Here is a 17,645-nt window from a genome sequence, read left to right as displayed (position 1 = left end):
TAGAGAACTGGTCTCAGGAGGATTTCGATTAGACCTCTTACTAAAAACCGCTAAGCTAGCTCGTTCTACTTATTATTATCAGTTGAAACGGTTTAATAGAGCTAAGAAAGATAAGAAGGTCAAAGAGATGATTCAAACCATTTACGTTGACCATAAAGGCAATTATGGATACCGTCGTATTTATTTAGAACTAAGAAACCGAGGATTTGTTATCAATCATAAGAAGGTTCAACGGTTAATGAAACTCATGGGACTCGCTGCTCGTACTCGTTGTAAGCGTAAATACTCGTCTTACAAGGGAGAGATTGGGAAGAAAGCTGATAATCTAATTCAACGTCAGTTTGAAGGGGCTAAGCCTTATGAGAAGTGTTATACGGATGTCACTGAATTCGCTTTACCAAATATTAGAGAGAAACTCTATTTATCCCCTGTTCTTGATGGATACAATAGTGAGATTATTGAATTCACCTTGTCACGCTCACCTGATTTAAAACAGGTTCAAACCATGCTTAAAAGAGCATTTCCGGCTACCTCTTACCAAGGAACTATTCTTCACAGCGACCAAGGGTGGCAATATCAACACCAGTCTTATCATGATTTCTTGGCATCCAAAGGGATTCGTCCATCTATGTCACGCAAGGGAAATAGTCCAGATAATGGCATGATGGAGTCCTTCTTTGGCATCTTAAAGTCTGAGATGTTTTACGGTTATGAAAAGACTTTTAAGTCGCTTGATAAGCTAGAACAAGCCATTACGGATTATATTTTTTATTACAACAATAAACGTATCAAGACAAAATTAAAAGGACTCAGTCCTGTGCAATACAGAACTAAATCCTTTCAATAATTTATTGTCCAACTTTTTGGGGTCAGTACAGAGAAGACTTTTTTAATTTTCTGCCTTCAGGTCATAAATTTGATATTTTTTGTGAGAATATAATATATTATCTAAAATGAAAGCGCTATACTTATGACATAACGGTGTAAGGAGGGTTTTAAAGAGAAACATTTATCGTGTGACTAGCATTCTTTTCGGAATTATGAAAAAGAAAAATTGCCCCATTTTTGAAGTAACAGTTACTGAAAAGAAAAAGTGAATTTAACTATGATTGATTAGGCGTTTTCAATCTGTAGTAGAGGAGATTAGTTCCTTTTTCTGACAGAACTCCTTTTTAAAAATGATTAAAATTGAGGTATTATTATGTGGACAAAAGTTAGTTGTTTAATTGTTCTCTTATTGGCTTTCTTTGGTTTTCAACAAGGTGTTGATGCGCAAAGCAAATACCACTATAGTCAAGAACTAAATTACTATAATGGTAGCACCATGGAACTTCGTAATGGTTCTAATGGAAGTATGTTTAATTGTAATTTTGTCCCTGGAAATGTCGGCTTTAATAACGGCTTGATGAGTCTTAAAATTGACAGTGATGGTCGTGGTGGCTACACTGGGGGCGAATGGCGTAGTAAAGATCGCTTCGGCTATGGTCTTTATCAAGTGAACATGAAACCTATTAAAAATCCAGGTGTCGTTTCTTCATTCTTCACTTATACTGGTCCGAGTGAAGGCAAACCTTGGGATGAAATTGACATTGAATTTTTAGGGAAAGATACAACAAAAGTTCAATTCAACTACTTTACTAACGGTAGAGGTCAAAAAGATGAACACGTGCATCTTCACAATTTAGGATTTGATGCCTCTCAAGGCTTCCATACTTATGGTTTTGATTGGCAAGCTGATCACATTACTTGGTATGTTGATGGAAGAGCTGTTTATACTGCTTACAATGATATTTCTAGCACACCTGGTAAGATTATGATGAATGCTTGGCCAGGAAAAGGCGTAGATGCCTGGTTGGCTCCATACAATGGTCGAACTCCTTTGTATGCATACTATGACTGGATTAGCTATGATGAATAATCTTCTTTATATTTAAGAGTTACATTCAGCAATAAAGTCTCCGATAGAGACTTTATTTTGTCTCACTTCCATTTTTTCCACTTTATTTTTATCAAATTTGCAAGAATATGTTCAAATGAAAAGAAAATAGTAATCGTTTACAAAAAAGGGGATTAGAAATGAATTATAAGGATGAATGGAGACTTTTAGCGATTAGTGATAATTTGGATGATGTTGAACATCGTCCCTTGACTCAGGAATTTTTGTTCTATCAAGCGGTAGCTACGGGGATGTTGAAGCGGTCCGCAAAAATTGTGAACAAGAACGTTTTGTATCAGAAGATGGTGTGGGAACTTTGTCACGTAATCCCCATTACCAATTTGAAATATCACTTTGTCATTACGACAGCTATGATTACACGCATGTGTGGTCAAAATGGCATGGAATTAGAACAAGCTTTTAGACTGAGTGACTTTTATATTCAAAAATTAGATGACCTTCACACGGCACAAGAAGTTCAAAATTTGCACGAAGAGATGGTTATTGATTACACAGAACGCATGCGACGTGAAATTCGAAAAGATGTCATTTCAAAACACGTTTCAGATTGTAAGGATTATATCTATTGCCACGTGAAAGAACGCATTACGGTTGAACAGTTAGCGAGTGAATTTGTCATTTCAGTAAGCTATTTATCACGCTTATTCAAGAAAGAATTTGGCGTGTCCGTAAGCACTTATGTTAAAAATAAAAAAATAGAAGTTGCAAAAGACTTATTGAAATTCAGTGATTATTCAATGATTGAAATTGCGAATCATTTATCATTTTCATCACAAAGTCACTTTATTCAACAGTTTAAAAAAGTTGTCGGCATTACGTCTAAAAAATATCGTGACACGCATCATAACGTTAAGTGGAATGAAAAGATTTGGTCAGAAGGTGACAAGACTAATAGTTCTTCTGAAGCCATGTAATATACACAAACATAGTATGTGATTGAAAATGTAGAGTCTGAGGCATTTACCCCAGGCTCTTATTTTTTGCCAAACTTACAGCTCTGTAAGGACATTTTTTAAAATTGGGTATAAACTAGAATTAAAGAAATTGCCACATTTTTGCTATAGATTTTCATCAGTTTACACGGACTTTCTGGGAGAGACTTACTTATAATGGTTTGGTATAAGTCAGTGTTAGGATATTTTTAAACAGGCAATCTTAAAAATTAAGAAAATTTCAAGGTTAATTCAATTTTGGCATTTTATACTAGATTTTGAGTAAAAAGAGAGGAGAGCCAGTTGAGAATTTTAGTGGTCGAGGATGAGAAAGGAATCGCGGAAGCTATTCAAGCCATTCTTGAAAATCACCGTTATGAAGTGGATTTGGTTTTTGATGGTGAGTCTGCACTGGATTATATATTAACGGGACTTTATGATTTGGTTCTTTTGGATATTATGTTGCCAAAATTTGATGGTGTCAGTGTGTTGAAGCGCGTGCGCCAAATGGGAATGGAAGTTCCTATCATTTTTTTGACAGCCAAATCTCAGTTAGAAGACCGTGTTTTGGGACTTGATTTGGGTGCTGATGACTATATGATTAAGCCATTTGAGGCAGAAGAATTATTGGCACGAATTCGTTTGCGGACTCGTCAATCGTCTATTACGCAAGTGAATCATCTCAAGTTTGGCAATTTGATTTTGAATCTGGACACGAGAGAATTAAGCGTGGCAGAGCGCGAAGTTAAGTTGTCTAATAAAGAATTTCTGCTGATGGAAACTTTCTTGCGAAATTCCAAGAAGATTATCCCCAAAAACCAATTAATTTTGAAGGTCTGGGGACCTTTAGATGAATCCGATTATAATCAACTGGAAGTCTTTATCTCCTTTTTACGTAAGAAACTTCGTTTCTTGGCAGCCAGTGCTGTTATTAAAACGACCAAAGGCGTTGGTTACTCACTAGAAGATGGAGAGAAAGAAGGCTCATCATGAAGAATCTTCGGCTAAAATTTGTCTTGATTACGATGTCCATGTTAACTGCCATGGTTTTGGTGTTATTGGTCATTGGTGAACGTTATGACAAATATTGGGATGAGTATGATACTTATCGGATTGTTAAATTGGTGGCTGCTAATGGTTATGTCAAAGAAAATACTGACGAAGCCATTGCTTTTGTCACCATTGATGAAAATGACAAACCAGATATTCAAGTTAACAACACTTTTTTAACCAATAAAGAGGTTAAAGAAGTCAGCAAAGATTTGTTAAACAGAGGGAAAAAGAGTTGGAAATGGCATGATTACATCTATTCTTTGAAGGAAAAGAAAGATGGAACTTGGCAACTTGTCTTTATTGATTTTTCAAGCTATTCAGCTTCTTATGCTCAAATTTTTCTGATTACTGTTTATGTTATTTTTGGTCTTCTTTTGCTTACGGGAGTTAGTATCTACCTATCACGTTTTATCGTTCAACCAGCACAAGCTGCAATTGATCGCGAAAAACAATTTGTTTCAGATGCTAGTCATGAGTTGAAGACACCGATAGCTTCTATCCGTGCCAATGCTCAAGTATTGCAAAATCAAATTGCTCCTAATCGTTATTTGAATCATATTCTTTCAGAAACCAAACGTATGGAACATTTGATTCAAGAGTTGCTTGGCTTGTCTAAGCTTGATGACAAAGATGGTAGAGCACATTTTGAAAAAGTCGATTTATCAAGTATCTGCCAAGAAATGATTCTAAGTTATGAAAGTCTAGCCTATGAAGAGGGCAAATTAATCGAAGATCAAATCGCTGAAAATATTGAAATTCTTGGTCAAGAATCTCAGTTGAAGCAGTTGGTTACCATCCTTTTGGATAATGCTATTAAGCATTCTTTGGATAATGGAAAGATTACCGTAGAGTTGTTGCAAGAAAAGAAAACAGCACTTTTACGAGTGTCAAATCCTAGTCTGGTCTATCCAGATGAGGTTTTGAAAAATCTTTTTGAACGTTTCTATCAAGCAGAAGATTCCCGCAATAGCAGCTCAAGTTTTGGTTTAGGTTTGGCGATTGCCAAAGCTATTTTAGAAAAATATAAAGGCAGTATCACTGTCAGTCAAGCTGATAGCCAGTTAACATTTGAAGTACAATTACCACTTAAATAAGGAGTTTAAATGAAAGATACCACTCGATTTGTATTAAAAACCTTGTTTTATTTTGTGATTTTTATGGTTTTAATTTATTTTTTCAGTTATCTTGGTCGTGGTCAAGGTAATTTCATCTACAATGAGTATTAGAAAGGTAAACGGTTCATGTTACACGATATGATTGAGAGAATTGAGCATTTTGCTCAGACACAAGGAGATTTCCCTGTCTATAATGTCTTAGGAGATGTTCACACTTATCGCGATTTAAAGGAAAATTCGGATTCCCTTGCTGCTTATATTGATTTTTTAAAGCTGGAAGAAAAATCTCCTGTTCTTGTTTTTGGAGGACAAGAGTATGACATGTTGGCTACTTTTGTGGCATTAACAAAATCTGGACATGCTTATATTCCTGTTGACCAACATTCAGCTCTTGAACGCATTGAAGCGATTTTAGAAGTGGCAGAGCCAAGTTTGATTATTGCTGTAAGTGATTTTCCTTTGGAAATAACGAATATTCCAATGATTAAGCTTGACCAATTACAGACGATTTTCGCTCAAAAAACGGACTATCAATTGACTCACTCTGTTAAAGGCGATGACAATTATTATATTATCTTTACGTCTGGGACAACAGGAAAACCAAAAGGGGTGCAAATCTCACATGACAATCTCCTAAGTTTCACTAATTGGATGATTTCTGACAAAGAATTTTCAGTGCCAGAACGACCACAAATGTTGGCGCAGCCGCCTTATTCGTTTGATTTGTCAGTTATGTATTGGGCACCAACGCTAGCCCTTGGAGGGACACTTTTTGCACTTCCAAAAGAATTAACAACAGACTTTAAACGACTCTTTACAACCATTAATGAATTGCCGATTGGGGTTTGGACATCAACACCATCATTTGCTGATATGGCTATGTTGTCAAATGACTTTAATCAAGAAACATTGCCACATCTGACACATTTTTATTTCGATGGGGAAGAGTTAACAGTAAAAACAGCGCAAAAATTGCGTAGCCGTTTCCCGAAAGCACGCATTGTTAATGCTTATGGTCCGACAGAAGCTACCGTTGCCCTTTCTGCGGTAGCTATCACCGATGAGATGCTAGCAACTTGCAAACGTCTGCCGATTGGTTACACCAAAGCAGATTCACCAACTTTTATCATTGATGAAAATGGCAAAGCTTTGCCGAATGGCGAGCAAGGTGAAATCATTGTCTCTGGTCCTGCTGTTTCAAAAGGGTATCTCAATAATCCTGAACGCACACAAGCTGCTTTCTTTGAATTTGAAGGCTTGCCAGCTTATCACACTGGAGATTTGGGTGTGATGACTGACCAAGGCATGCTTCTTTACGGCGGACGCATGGACTTCCAAATCAAATTCAACGGTTACCGTATCGAGCTTGAGGAAGTTTCACAAAATCTTAACAAATCAGAATATATCAAGTCAGCTGTCGCTGTTCCGCGTTACAACAAAGACCACAAGGTACAAAATCTTCTAGCATATGTGGTGTTAAAAGAAGGTGTCGCAGAACAATTTGAGCGTCAATTGGACATCACTAAAGCGATTAAGGAAGACTTGAAAGACATCATGATGGATTATATGATGCCTTCAAAATTCCTTTACCGTGATAGCTTGCCGCTTACACCAAATGGTAAAATCGATATCAAAGGTTTGATGAACGAGGTAAATAGCCGATGATAGCATTTCTTCATCAGTTGCCACACTTAGAGGCTTACGGTAATCCGCAGTATTTTCTTTACCTGATTGTGGCTGTCTTACCTATTTTTATCGGATTATTTTTCAAAAAACGATTTCCTGTTTATGAAGCTTTGGTTAGCTTAGCTTTCATTATTTTGATGCTGACAGGGAAAAATCTTTATCAGATTCTTTCTCTTTTAGCTTACGTGGTTTGGCAAATTTTTCTGGTCTTTTCTTACAAGATTTATCGGAAAAATTATAACAATAAGTGGGTATTTTACCTTTGGGTTTTCTTAGCTGTTTTTCCACTAGCGTGGACTAAGATTACCCCTTTGATGACTATTGATAATCATCAATCGCTTTTTGGATTTTTAGGGATTTCTTACCTGACTTTCCGTGCGGTTGGCACAATTATAGAAATGCGAGATGGTGTCTTAAAAGAGTTTAGTCTGTGGCACTTTTTGCGTTTCCTTCTCTTTATGCCAACTTTTTCAAGTGGACCAATTGATCGCTTCAATCGCTTTGATGAGGATTATAGAAATATTCCTGACAAAGATGAACTGCTTGATATGTTTGAAGAAAGTGTTCGCTACTTGATGCTTGGATTTCTTTACAAGTTTATCCTAGCTTACATTTTTGGAACACTGCTTATGGCGCCACTAAAAGAAGAAGCCCTGGAAATGGGCGGAGTCTTTAACATTGCTACGCTAGGTGTTATGTACACCTATGGTTTTGATTTATTCTTTGACTTTGCGGGTTATAGCATGTTTGCGCTAGCTATTTCAAATCTTATGGGGATTAAAAGCCCAGTTAACTTTAATCAGCCTTTTAAATCACGCGATTTGAAAGAATTTTGGAATCGTTGGCACATGAGTTTGTCTTTCTGGTTCCGTGATTTTGTTTTCATGCGTTTGGTTAAGGTCTTGGTTAAACACAAAGTTTTTAAAAATCGCAATGTCACATCAAGCGTCGCTTATATTATTAACATGTTAATCATGGGATTTTGGCATGGCTTAACATGGTACTATATCACTTATGGACTATTTCATGGTGTGGGTCTTGTGATTAATGATGCTTGGGTTCGTAAGAAGAAAAAAATCAATCGTGAGCGCAAAAAACAAGGACTCTCACCTTTGCCTGACAACAAATGGACACAAGGTCTTGGTATTTTCATCACATTTAATGTTGTGATGTTATCATTCTTACTATTTTCAGGTTTCTTGGATCAATTATGGTTCCCACAACCACCTGTAAAATAAAAATTCAATATAAAGGAGTTTAGCAAATGGATATTAAATCAGATGTATTAGCAATTATTGATGATCTTTTTATGGAAGACGTTTCAGACATGATGGATGAAGATTTGTTTGACGCAGGCGTCCTTGATAGTATGGGAACTGTTGAATTGATTGTTGAATTGGAAAGTCATTTTGATATTGAAATTCCAATTTCAGAATTTGGACGTGATGATTGGAATACCGCTAATAAAATCATTGCTGGAATTGAGGAACTTCGCAATGCTTAAACGCCTTTGGCAAATTCTAGGACCAGTTATTTGTGCCTTTTTGCTAGTTGTCATTAGTCTGGGTAGTGTCTCGCTTTCGAATAAATCGCACTCCCTAAAAGTAGAAAAGAAAGACGCTGTTTCCTTAAGTAAAACAGGTTTTAAAAGCAAATATAAAAAGGTTCGTGCTTTAACGGATCCAAAGCACCGTTTTGTTCCGTTCTTTGGATCAAGTGAGTGGCTGCGCTTTGATAAAATGCACCCTTCTGTCATTGCAGAAGCTTACAATCGTTCTTATACACCATATTTGCTTGGCCAAAGAGGATCTGCCTCATTGACGCATTTTTATGGCATCCAACAAATCAATAATGAGTTGAAAAATAAACAAGCCGTTTATTTCATTTCTCCTCAGTGGTTTACGGCTAAGGGTGCCAATGCTGCCGCGTTTCAATCTTATTTTAGCAGTGGACAAGCCATTGATTTCTTGCAAAGCCAAACAGGAACAGCTTATGATCGTTATGCTGCTAAACGTTTCTTGAAACTTTATCCAGAGTCTTCATTCAAAGACATGATGGAAAAAGTAGCTGAAGGCAAAAAATTATCAGCAGCTGATAAGAGAAAACTCAGAACTCAAAGTGTTGTTTATCAAAAAGAAGATGCTTTCTTCAGTCGCGTTTCTGTGATTGATCATTACGATAGCAAAGTAGTTACTCAAGCTAAAAAACTCCCAAATGCTTTTTCATATCAGAAACTAGGAAAACTAGCAACAGCTGATGGTAAAAAAGCAAGTAGTGGTAATACCTTTGGAATCGACAACGGTTTTTATGATATTCGTATCAAACCGATATTGAAAGATTTAAAAAATTCTCAACGTAAATTTAACTACTTAAAATCACCGGAGTACAACGATCTACAATTGGTATTGAACCAATTTGCTCAAAATGATACCAATGTTCTTTTTGTTATCCCACCTGTTAATAGCAAATGGTCAGATTATACAGGGCTTAACGAAGACATGTACCAAAAAGCAGTTGAAAAAATCAAATACCAGTTGCAAAGTCAAGGATTTAAAAATATTGCTGATTTCTCAAGAGATGGTGATAAGGCTTACTTCATGCAAGATACTATCCACATGGGCTGGAATGGCTGGGTAGCTATGGATAAGGCTGTTAACCCGTTCTTGACTGAAAAGCAAAGTAAACCAAATTACCAAATCAACAAACAATTTCTAAGTAAAAAATGGGCAAATTACACCAAAGAGCCTGATTCATTCTATTAAAAATTCAACATGGAAAAACTCAACCCTATCGGGTTGAGTTTTTTGTTTTATTTGCTATGACACTTTTTCAATCAAATCAATCAGTTTTTCAGTTTCATCTGATAAAACAGCATGTTTTGAATGGGCATAGCTGACGTAAAATGTGATGCTATCCTCTTTTGCTAATGGGATTTTGACCAGTTGATCAGAATCACTAGCAAGAGCAATATCAGATAAAAGTGAAATTCCCATGTTTTCAGCAACCATTTGCTTGATGACAGACACATCATCGATTTTGAATAAGACGGATGCTTGGTCGTGATAGCGATGATTTAACTGGTTGAAAGCTGTTAAGTGGATGTTGTGTTCATCTAGCAGAATGAATTTTTCAAAGAGAATATCTTGGAATGATAATTCTTTTTGTTTAGCTAGTGGATGATTTTTAGAAAGGACAACGTAAAAATCTTTTTTGAAGAGTTGTCGGATGACCAATTGGTCATTTTTTAAGGGAGCTAGTGAGCCAAGCAGACTAAAATCAATTTGTCCATCGAGCAATTTCATCATGAGGCTATTTGAACCGCCACGAATGGCTTTTACCTGTGAAAAAGGTTCCAAGTTTTCATTTTGTTCCAGCAATTCAGTCAAAATATAATTACAGATAATAGGCGGGAAACCAACGGTCGTCATAGGATTGAGTGATTGGTGAACCTCATTAACTGCTGTTTTGATTTGTAGTAAGACATCCTCCACGTGACTTTGGAAAATATCACCTTGTAAGGTTAATTCGGCAGTACGGTGCGAAGGATCTTTAATGACTAAGTCACAGTCCAACTCTTTTTCTAAACGTTTGATAGCGTAAGAAATTGTCGGTTGGCTGACCTTGAAATGCTGCGCTGTTCCAGTATAGGATTTTGATTTGGCTAACTGGTAAAAATACTCTAAATCACGTAAGTTCATGCCTACCTCCTTGACTTATTTTATCATATTCTTTGGATTCTACTTATAAATATTATTTATTAAAACTGATGGGTTTGACTATAAGAAGTTTGGAAGTTTATAATGACCCGCATAAGATCTTTCTACATATTTAATATACTATCAGGAGGAAAAATCATGCGTGGACATGAAATTCTAAATAACCCGTTTTTAAATAAAGGGACTGCCTTTACTATGGAAGAACGTAAAGAACTTGGCTTGCTTGGTATTTTACCGCCTTACGTTCAAACAATTGAAGAACAAGCTGAACAAGCTTACCAAAATTTCTTGCGTAAGCCATCAAATCTTGAAAAACGTCATTTCTTGATGGAGATTTTCAACACTAACCGTACACTTTTCTACTACCTATTCAACCAACACATCGTTGAATTCAACCCAATTGTATACGATCCAGTTATCGCTGAAACAATCGAAGAATACAGTGAATTGTACGTTGACCCACAATACGCTGCATACCTTGATATCAACCACCCAGAAAACATCGAAGAAACATTGCGTAATGCTGCTGGCGACCGCGATATCCGTTTGATCGTTGTAACAGATGCTGAAGGTATCCTTGGTATCGGTGACTGGGGTGTACAAGGTGTGGATATCTCTGTTGGTAAATTGATGATTTACACAGCTGCAGCTGGTATTGATCCTGCATCAGTTATGCCACTTGTTATCGATGCTGGTACAAACCGTAAAGAACTTTTGGAAAATCCAATGTATCTTGGTAACCGCCACGAACGTGTTACAGGTGACCAATACTACGAATTTATCGACAAATTCGTTCAAACAGCTGAAAACATGTTCCCTAAATTGTACCTTCACTGGGAAGATTTCGGTCGTTCAAATGCTGCGAACATTCTTAACAAATACAAAAAAGAAATTCCAACATTTAACGATGACATCCAAGGTACAGGTATCGTAGTTCTTGGTGGTATCTTCGGTGCTATGGACATCACTGGTGAAAAACTAACTGACCAAGTTTACCTATGCTACGGTGGTGGTTCTGCTGGTGCTGGTATTGCTGAACGTGTTCATGCTGAAATGGTTTCAGAAGGGCTTTCATCAGAAGAAGCTTACAAACATTTCTTCATGATTGACAAACAAGGTCTCCTTTTCGACGATATGGACGATTTGACACCTGCCCAAAAACCATTTGCTAAAAAACGTGAAGATTTTGCAAATTGCGGGGACATGACTAAACTTCTTGACGTTATCAAAGCTGTTAAACCAACAATCTTGGTCGGAACATCAACAGACGCTGGTGCTTTCACTAAAGAAGTCGTTGAAGCAATGTGCGAAAACACTGAACGCCCAGTTATCTTCCCAATTTCTAACCCAACTAAGAAATTAGAAGCAACTGCCAAACAAGTTATCGAATGGTCAGACGGTAAAGCCTTCGTTGCGACTGGTGTACCTTCAGGTACAGTAAGCTACAAAGGCGTTGATTACCAAATCGGTCAAGCAAACAATGCCCTAATCTATCCAGGTCTTGGTCTTGGTATGTTGGCTTCTGAAGCATCGCTTCTTACAGATGAAATGATTGGTGCTGCAGCTCACTCACTCAGTGGTCTTGTAGATCCAGGTCAACCAGGAGCACCTGTTCTTCCTCCATTCCAATACGTTGCTGAAGTTTCTATCAAAGTTGCGGAAGCTGTTGCCAAAAAAGCTCAAGAACAAGGTTTGGCTCAAGCTGAAGAAAAAGATATGGCTAAAGCTGTTCGTGACCTTAAATGGTATCCAAAATATTAATTTAGGAGGATAACCATTCGTATGAAAAAATTAAAAGATATTAAAATTGCAGGTCTTTCTCTACCGCTTTATACGGCTCTGGTTATCATTTTAGCTGTTGTTATTGCTATGGGGAAACTACCGCTCAATATGGTTGGAATTACTTTCATATTGGTCGTTTTAGGACATCTTTTCTACTTCCTTGGTGAACGATTACCATTTTGGAATACTTACCTTGGTGGTGGGTCAGTCTTTACCTTGCTGTTAGCCGCAATCTTAGCTTCAACAGGATTGATTCCAAGATCAGTTGTCTCAGCCACTTCTAGTTTCATGAGTGATTGGGGTTTTCTAGATTTTTATATTGCAGCGCTTATTTGTGGCTCAATTCTAGGGATGAACCGCAAACTTTTGGTGAAAGCCTCTGCTAAATTCATTCCTGTCGCTCTTTTATCAATGGTTATCGGTTTCTTTGCTACTGGTGCTGTTGGGGCTTTGCTCGGTCAAGGCTTTGGACATTCTGTCATGTACATTTCATTTGCCCAAATGGCAGGAGGAATGGGTGCAGGAATCGTGCCATTATCCAAAATCTATGCGGCTGGATTGCACACAGATGCCTCATCAATCTTGTCACAATTAGCCCCAGCAACCACGCTAGGAAATATTTTTGCCATTATCGGTGCCATTGTGTTGGCGCGTGGATTTGCTAACACCAAATTCAATGGGCACGGTGTGCTCATCCCTGTTGACAAAGACGATTTGAAAAAATCTGAAGCTCCGCTTGACCCTAAAAAAATCGGTGTCGGAATGATGCTTGCCTTTGCCCTTTTCCTTATCGGAGTTATCTTAAATGCCTTTATTCCAAAAGTGCACAGCTATGCCTTTATGATTATCATTGTCTTTGTTCTCAAAGCGCTTGATATTGTACCAAAACCATTAGAAGAAGCAGTGGTTATGTTTAATCGTGTGATTATGACTAACTTGACACACGCTGTTTTGGCAGGTATTGGGCTTTCAATGATTGATTTGAGTTCATTAGCGCAAGCCATGACATGGCAATTTGTCCTTATCGGTTTAACATCTGTTGTGTCAATGGGACTTGCTAGCTGGATTTTGGGACAGGTTCTCGGTATGTATCCAGTCGAAACAGCTATCGGTGCTGGGATGATTAACAATTCCATGGGTGGCACAGGAAATATCGCTGTGCTTTCTGCGGCGGACCGCATGGAAATGATTGCCTTTGCCCAAATGGCAAACCGACTTGGCGGTGCAATCGTCCTCATCCTTGGAGGAATCCTAATCCAATTTTTACATTAATTCAACACTTTACTCCTTAAAATGTATTGAATACCCTTTAAAATTTGTGTTTACTCTGAAAAAATAGACAATATTATTACACAGAACCCCCTAGCTTGCTCACCACAGGCTAGGGGGTTATTTTTATGATAAATATTTATTTTCTTTTTGTGATTTTAGCCAAAGTGTAATAGCTAGTGCAAGTAGATAGAGTAGGATAAAGATAATAAGAGTACTTGTGTATGATTTGGTTGCTGAGTATGTGACAGCAAGCAGCATTGGACCTGCTAGCGCAGCCATTCCCCAAGCTGTTAAAATATAACCGTGCATGGTTGCTAGCTCTTTAGCACCGAAAATATCGCTAAGATATGGTGGAATGAGTGAGAAGCCAGCTCCGTAGCAAGTCATGAGCACAGCCATGGCAATGGTGAACAATGCTGGCGCGTGAAGGAATATGAGCGATACAGTCATGAGTATATTAACAACAAATAAAATAAGGAAGGTCAGCGGACGACCGATATAGTCTGACAAGCTAGCCCAGAGCAATCTTCCAAAGCCATTGAAAATTCCCATAAGCCCAACGATAATGGCAGCTTGGTTGGCAGTCATGCCAGCTACATCTTGTGCCATAGGTGAGACAACAGAGATTAAGGCAAGCCCACAAGAAATGTTGATGAAGAGAATTAGCCAGAGCAGGTAAAATTCAACTGTTTTTAAGGCTTTTTTAGCTCCAATACCTTGACTTAATTGCTTACGACTATCGTCAGTATCCTCTTCACTGTAGGATGGAAATTTGAGAAACTGTGAGACGATAAGCATGACCAGAAAATAAGCTCCCCCTAACAGGTAAAAGGTGTTGATAACATCATATTTGGTGATTAAAAAATGCGCAATTGGACTGGTTAAAAGAGAGGCAAAGCCAAATCCCATGATAGCTAGCCCAGTTGCCAGCCCTCGTTTATCAGGAAACCACTTGATAATCATTGATACGGGTGTGACATAGCCCGTACCCAGCCCGATACCGCCAAGGACACCATAACCAAGATAAAGCAGAAAGATACTATGCTGGGCAATAGCAAAGCCTGTCAGGATGTTTCCAGAAGCATATAAGATAGCAGAAATGGTACCAGTAACACGAGGTCCAAATTTTTCCACAACCTGCCCCATAAATGCAGCCGACATGCCCAAACAGAAAATGGCAAGCGAAAAAGCAAAGGCAATCGCTGATTGAGTCCAGCTAGTCTCAGCAATAATAGGATTACGATAAACACTCCAAGCGTAGGTAGAGCCTAGCATTAAATGCAAGATAACACCACAACTTGCGATAACATAACGATTGTTGGTAGACATTACTTCTCCTTTTTACGAATATTAAGACACAATGTTTTAAATAATGTTAGGATATTATTATATCTTATTTTTTATTATAAGTAAAATAGTATTTTTGTTGTATAAAAAACGAATGATAAAAAAGAGGCAGCTAAGAATGTTCAGAGTTTTATAATTTGGTCAAATAAAGCTATCCACATGTGCAAAAGTCAAAATCTTTTTAAAAACGTCCTTATCCACAGAACGACTAAGGGTCAGATTATCAAGTAAAGATTCTTTAAAAATATGTGGTTTTTGAGGAATCAAGGCAAAAATAGTTTGCAAACTTTCTAGCAACGTATCTTTGTAATGATGATTATCAATCACAATATCACCGTCATAGCAGGTCAATTCTCCTGTTAATACTCGGATTAATGTTGATTTTCCAGCACCCGATCCTCCCACAATAGCAACTTTTTCTCCTTTCTTAATCGTAATATTAGGATAGGTGATGCTATTGCCATTTTCAAAAGTGACACACAAATCGTGAATAACCAATTCTTAATTAAAATTAGTTATGGCATCGAGATTCTCAATACTTACTTTTTTAGGGTATTTTTCTAGCAATTTAAAGGTCGCTTTAAAGGTAACAATGTTATAAGCAGCTCCCCTAGTGTAGTTGAATAGGCAACTGGTTAGATTGGCAATTGAGAAAATAACCCCCGTAGTGATTTCCCCCTTAATGACTAGATAACCAGTAACCATAAAAATAATTACTTGTGCCACAACACTTGACATCAATGAAAGAGAATTAGCCGTACTAGAGCTTCTTGCCAACTTAACCTTGGATTTTACCACTGTGGAAAAGTCTGCTAAAATGCGATTTTTAAAGTAAGCAGTTTGATTATTGTGGAAAAAATGTCAAAACCACTTAAATAATCACTTGTACGATTTAAAGCAACAGTCAAATCAGATGAAACAGCCTCCGTTTCTTGTGCAATATTATTTTCAAAAATTTTAGGAAGAAAGTAAACTAAAGCAGTCATTAAAATACTAACCGCAAGTAGTAGCCAATGAAAATAAATGATAGCAAAAGCGTTAAATAGCACAGTTATAATACTTTCAATGGCGCTGTATAACTGATTAAAACCGTTATCTTTTAATAAATTCATGTCATTAATTAACCATGAATTGTATTCGTCCTTGCTATGATGAGAGTTACCTGCATATGAATGACTAATTAAAGAATCTAATAAATCATTACGAATAAGATTGACTTCTTCCTGACACAGCTTTTCTTTCAAGGAATCTTTCCAAATCTGAAAAATACTGTATCCTCCCCAACAAAGAATATCAATCACGCTCCAAAAAACAAAGCTATCCCATTTACTTTTTATTAGTGAATCCAACATCCATGTCAAGGATAGCGAACTCATGACATTAGAAATAACCCAGAAAATGATGATAGCAAGCAAAAGTAGATTTTCTTTTTTAAATTTCCATAGATATGTCAACATAGGCATCCAGCTCTTCTTTTTTAATGTTTCGTTTATATTTATTATACAAAATAAATGCGAATAAGAAAACGCTTGCGCAAACTTTTCTGAATTCTTCGAGAGAATTGAAACTAGCTAAGAAATCATTGCCTATGTTCAATATGTTATAATAAAGAGAAGATATAAATAAAAAGTTTTCTTTCAAATTCCTAGTATGAGACCTTAAGAATATCGCAGAAACAACAAGTCTTAAAGGGGGTTACCATATGGCAGATAAAATAAAAAAAGCATACCGTGCTTCAAAAGGGATTTATGATGATGTTTTGACACAAAGAAGTCTTTTTAGCAAGCTTTATATCAAGTTGTTTTGGAGCGGAGTGGACGATAATAAAATTGCCAGAGTGATTCTTGACTATATTCCAGAGGATTTTAGTGGTGTTTTGCTAGATGTTCCTGTAGGAACTGCGGTTTTTACGCAGGAAAAATGGAAGAGACTGTTAAATGCTAATATTATCTGCCTTGATTACAGTGAGGATATGATTTTACAAGCCAAAAAACGCTTAGAAAATTATTCGCATATTTTGTGTATGCAAGGTGATGTGGGGGAGCTTCCCTTAGAAAATAGCTCTTGTGATATTGTTTTGAGTATGAATGGCTTTCATGCCTTTCCAAATAAAAACCAAGCTTTTCAAGAGATATGGCGCGTGGTGAAGCCTGGTGGTAAATTTATTGCTTGTTTCTATATCAAAGGGAAATCAAAAATTACAGATTGGCTAGTAAAAAATATTCTTTCCAAGGAAGGTTGGTTTACCCCACCATTTCAAACAGAAAAACAGCTAAAAGATTTGTTAGAAAATTTATATTCAAAAATAAATCTCCATACAGAAGGGTCAATGGTTTATTTTGAATGTATCAAATAAGTGAGGATAACCAAGGAAAATTTCCTTGGTTGTTTTACGTTACAGATAGATAATTTTAGTAAAATAGAAATGAATAATATTTGGAAATTATTTCTAAGTAAAAAATAGGTGTTATATTCTAAAAAGAGTGAGTCAAACACTGATGGTTGCTTTGCCGTTATCGTTGTTTGACTCAATTTTTTGTGTTGCAATAAAATGATGCAAAAAGTAGCTCTTTATAATAAATCTGTGTTAAGTTTTATATAGATAAAACATGTTTGTAATATTATTTAAATAAAAAAACATAAGTCATAATTATTGACAATTAATTTTAATTAGTTTAGAATAAATAAGTATTAATCTTAAAATTGTAAATAAGTTATAAAGTTAGAAAAATATCTGATAAAAAGTAAAAAACTATTGACAGAGGAAAGGGGGCTTGCTACCATG

Annotated in this window: 18 protein-coding genes; 13 read left to right on the top strand and 5 right to left on the bottom strand. The window is 36.7% G+C overall.

Annotation, left to right across the window (positions count from 1 at the left end):
- The 10 genes from STRINF_RS00190 to dltD form a co-directional block, all read left to right on the top strand.
- Window positions 1-847 (top strand): IS3 family transposase (locus tag STRINF_RS00190; protein WP_006530978.1); only part of this gene is annotated, 847 nt, incomplete at its 5' end.
- 354 nt (window positions 848-1,201) lie between these two features.
- Window positions 1,202-1,918, top strand: coding sequence for a beta-glucanase (gene bglS / locus STRINF_RS00185; RefSeq protein WP_006530977.1), 717 nt, complete (start codon window positions 1,202-1,204; stop codon window positions 1,916-1,918).
- Window positions 1,919-2,076: 158 nt separating this feature from the next.
- A complete protein-coding gene (locus STRINF_RS00180; RefSeq protein WP_006530976.1) occupies window positions 2,077-2,871 on the top strand; it encodes a helix-turn-helix domain-containing protein in 795 nt (264 codons plus the stop codon).
- A gap of 321 nt (window positions 2,872-3,192) precedes the next feature.
- On the top strand, window positions 3,193-3,882 hold the full coding sequence (locus STRINF_RS00175; RefSeq protein ID WP_015695709.1) for a response regulator transcription factor: 690 nt from the start codon (window positions 3,193-3,195) through the stop codon (window positions 3,880-3,882).
- Window positions 3,876-5,036 (top strand): sensor histidine kinase, encoded by a 1,161-nt coding sequence (locus STRINF_RS00170; RefSeq protein ID WP_174221238.1) that lies wholly within the window; start codon window positions 3,876-3,878, stop codon window positions 5,034-5,036. Before STRINF_RS00175 ends, STRINF_RS00170 begins: the two co-directional genes overlap by 7 nt.
- A 9-nt stretch (window positions 5,037-5,045) precedes the next feature.
- Window positions 5,046-5,168 carry a teichoic acid D-Ala incorporation-associated protein DltX gene (locus STRINF_RS00165; RefSeq protein ID WP_006530973.1) on the top strand — a complete coding sequence of 41 codons (123 nt, stop codon included), beginning with the start codon at window positions 5,046-5,048 and terminating at the stop codon, window positions 5,166-5,168.
- Between the two features lie 15 nt (window positions 5,169-5,183).
- Window positions 5,184-6,722, top strand: a complete 1,539-nt coding sequence (gene dltA / locus STRINF_RS00160; RefSeq protein WP_006530972.1) for a D-alanine--poly(phosphoribitol) ligase subunit DltA — start codon at window positions 5,184-5,186, stop codon at window positions 6,720-6,722.
- On the top strand, window positions 6,719-7,981 hold the full coding sequence (dltB, locus tag STRINF_RS00155; RefSeq protein WP_006530971.1) for a D-alanyl-lipoteichoic acid biosynthesis protein DltB: 1,263 nt from the start codon (window positions 6,719-6,721) through the stop codon (window positions 7,979-7,981). The genes dltA and dltB overlap by 4 nt, the downstream gene beginning before the upstream one ends.
- 26 nt (window positions 7,982-8,007) lie before the next feature.
- Window positions 8,008-8,247 (top strand): D-alanine--poly(phosphoribitol) ligase subunit DltC, encoded by a 240-nt coding sequence (gene dltC, locus STRINF_RS00150; protein WP_006530970.1) that lies wholly within the window; start codon window positions 8,008-8,010, stop codon window positions 8,245-8,247.
- The gene (gene dltD, locus STRINF_RS00145) at window positions 8,240-9,505 is read left to right on the top strand and encodes a D-alanyl-lipoteichoic acid biosynthesis protein DltD (protein ID WP_006530969.1); all 1,266 of its coding nucleotides are present in this window, start codon (window positions 8,240-8,242) and stop codon (window positions 9,503-9,505) included. Before dltC ends, dltD begins: the two co-directional genes overlap by 8 nt.
- A 54-nt stretch (window positions 9,506-9,559) precedes the next feature.
- On the opposite strand, the gene STRINF_RS00140 is transcribed toward dltD, so the two are convergent.
- Complete coding sequence (locus STRINF_RS00140; RefSeq protein ID WP_006530968.1) at window positions 9,560-10,441, bottom strand: LysR family transcriptional regulator; 882 nt, start codon at window positions 10,439-10,441, stop codon at window positions 9,560-9,562.
- A 156-nt stretch (window positions 10,442-10,597) separates the two neighbouring features.
- On the opposite strand from STRINF_RS00140, the gene STRINF_RS00135 reads away from it, so the two are divergent.
- Both STRINF_RS00135 and STRINF_RS00130 read left to right on the top strand, forming a co-directional pair.
- A complete protein-coding gene (locus STRINF_RS00135) occupies window positions 10,598-12,220 on the top strand; it encodes a malolactic enzyme (RefSeq protein ID WP_006530967.1) in 1,623 nt (540 codons plus the stop codon).
- 21 nt (window positions 12,221-12,241) lie between these two features.
- A complete protein-coding gene (locus STRINF_RS00130) occupies window positions 12,242-13,513 on the top strand; it encodes a 2-hydroxycarboxylate transporter family protein (protein WP_006530966.1) in 1,272 nt (423 codons plus the stop codon).
- Between the two features lie 123 nt (window positions 13,514-13,636).
- Here STRINF_RS00130 and STRINF_RS00125 read toward each other — a convergent pair whose 3' ends face one another.
- The 4 genes from STRINF_RS00125 to STRINF_RS10385 all read right to left on the bottom strand — a co-directional run bounded on the left by STRINF_RS00125 (window position 13,637) and on the right by STRINF_RS10385 (window position 16,323).
- Window positions 13,637-14,842, bottom strand: a complete 1,206-nt coding sequence (locus tag STRINF_RS00125) for an L-lactate MFS transporter (RefSeq protein ID WP_015695702.1) — start codon at window positions 14,840-14,842, stop codon at window positions 13,637-13,639.
- Between the two features lie 159 nt (window positions 14,843-15,001).
- The gene (locus STRINF_RS10395) at window positions 15,002-15,358 is read right to left on the bottom strand and encodes an ATP-binding cassette domain-containing protein (RefSeq protein WP_006530964.1); all 357 of its coding nucleotides are present in this window, start codon (window positions 15,356-15,358) and stop codon (window positions 15,002-15,004) included.
- A gap of 3 nt (window positions 15,359-15,361) precedes the next feature.
- Window positions 15,362-15,586: a hypothetical protein gene (locus STRINF_RS10390; RefSeq protein ID WP_231158943.1), complete on the bottom strand. Its 225-nt coding sequence runs from the start codon at window positions 15,584-15,586 to the stop codon at window positions 15,362-15,364.
- A gap of 86 nt (window positions 15,587-15,672) precedes the next feature.
- Window positions 15,673-16,323 carry an ABC transporter ATP-binding protein gene (locus STRINF_RS10385; protein WP_006530962.1) on the bottom strand — a complete coding sequence of 217 codons (651 nt, stop codon included), beginning with the start codon at window positions 16,321-16,323 and terminating at the stop codon, window positions 15,673-15,675.
- A 239-nt stretch (window positions 16,324-16,562) separates the two neighbouring features.
- Here STRINF_RS10385 and STRINF_RS00115 point away from each other — a divergent pair, with 239 nt between their 5' ends.
- Entirely contained in the window at window positions 16,563-17,216 is a 654-nt protein-coding gene (locus tag STRINF_RS00115) for a class I SAM-dependent methyltransferase (RefSeq protein ID WP_006530961.1), read from the top strand.
- Window positions 17,217-17,645: the final 429 nt, after the last annotated feature.

The sequence above is a fragment of the Streptococcus infantarius subsp. infantarius ATCC BAA-102 genome (assembly GCF_000154985.1).
Lineage (GTDB): Bacteria > Bacillota > Bacilli > Lactobacillales > Streptococcaceae > Streptococcus > Streptococcus infantarius.
The sequence above is the reverse complement of the archived record's forward strand: the minus strand, read 5'-3'. Positions and strand labels throughout refer to the sequence as shown.